The following is a 1,849-nucleotide window of genomic DNA, read 5'->3' as shown; positions in this document are numbered from 1 at the left end:
GTAGTGAGTCTACATCAACTTCTGTATCAGAGTCATTGAGCAGTAGTGAAATCGATACTAGTAAAAATTCTGAATCGGGTTCTGTTGGTAGTGAGACTGAGCATAGCAAAGAAACACAGTCTTTGGATAGCAATATTTCAGAAAATATAGAAAGCGAGGCAGTCACTGATTCAAACACGCTTTCCGAATATCCAACGCGTAATACATATTCTGTTACTACTAACAATGCAATGTTAAACAGTAATTTGTTAGCTGTTTTAAAGACTCTTGAAAAGACGAACAGTGGATTTTCTGTTAATGACCCAGAATATCCGAGTGGCATGCCACGAAATTCGGATAATGAAAATAAATATGATTTTGAGTGGTTGACAGTTTATAGTGGTAGCACCAAAGTTGGTGATATCTCTGTCTCAATTGATCGCAATGGATCTGGTCAATTGTACATTCAAGAAATAAGTACGAATGGTGCAAAAAAACAATTGACGTTGGGTCAGAGTACAGCAAGTATCTCTTCCTCATTATTTTCCAAAACAACATATTATTACGACGGAATAAATGGAAACTATTCACTAGTTGTAAAGAGATCAAGTGGAGCTTTAAGAACAAATTATGTTGGATTTGTTGCAGATAGTTCTGGTAATGCCTATGGTACGGTTACTAATTTTGTTCCTAAGAATGTAAATCAAAATACAACGTATGTGGATGAAGAAGGAAAGCCCATTAACGATTCTGATAATGTTACACAAAATGGATGGACTGGTCAAACGTATACAACTTCGTCAGGGCAAGTAATTAATGGTTACTATTCTGATGACGTTAATGATAATGGTAACGGTACAATGTCTCAGTTTGGAGAAATTGGTGCTAAATATGAAAAAAATTATCATGATGGTACAAGTGTTATTTACACACAATTAGATGGTATTGGAACAATGCAAGCTGATGTTTATAGGAACGGGGTTAAATCAGCGACCTACAGTATCCCGGTTGGACAGACTGTGCAATATGTTAATAGCAATACAACCTATAACATTAGAAATCCATATATTCAGCAAACACAAGATATACAATATCAATATAAAAAATTGGGAAATCTCATTATTAAGGATGAAGATGGAACAATTCTTAATGAAACACAATATGTAAATGATTCAACAGATGCGACGAAAGCATATTATCCAGATACTCTTGTTGATAAGCCAGGCTATGTGATTACAGCGAAAGACAGTGATGGAAATATAGTTGACATTAATAACATTAAAAATGGTGATAAGCCAGCTAGCCTTTCTGTTGATACAATAGTTACTTATGAAAAAGATCCGGTTTCTATGAGCACGAGTGAATCCGTATCTGGCTCAACATCGCTAAGTACAAGTGAGTCATTATCTGGTTCAACATCGCTAAGTACAAGTGAGTCACTATCTGGCTCAACATCGCTAAGTACAAGTGAGTCATTATCTGGTTCAACATCGCTAAGTACAAGTGAGTCACTATCTGGCTCAACATCGTTAAGTACGAGTGAGTCATTATCTGGTTCAACGTCGCTAAGTACGAGTGAATCTGTATCCAGTTCTGAATCAGTAAGTACAAGCGAATCCGTATCCGGTTCTGAATCAGTAAGTACAAGCGAATCCGTATCCGGTTCTGAATCAGTAAGTACAAGCGAATCTATTTCTAGCTCCGAATCAATTAGTACGAGTGAATCCGTATCTGGCTCAGAATCAATTAGTACAAGCGAATCTGTATCCGGTTCTGAATCAGTAAGTACAAGCGAATCTGTATCCGGTTCTGAATCAGTAAGTACGAGTGAGTCATTATCTGGTTCAACGTCGCTAAGTACGAGTGAATC

The 1,849-nt window shown here is 36.8% G+C and carries 1 pseudogene; it reads left to right on the top strand.

The features are described 5' to 3' along the window. Positions 1-1,849 (top strand): annotated as a pseudogene (locus C5L23_RS08565) (hypothetical protein); the annotation flags it as partial.

It is taken from the genome of Leuconostoc fallax, from assembly GCF_004354645.1.
Classification (GTDB): domain Bacteria; phylum Bacillota; class Bacilli; order Lactobacillales; family Lactobacillaceae; genus Leuconostoc_B; species Leuconostoc_B fallax.
This window is presented reverse-complemented; position numbering and strand designations above follow the sequence as displayed.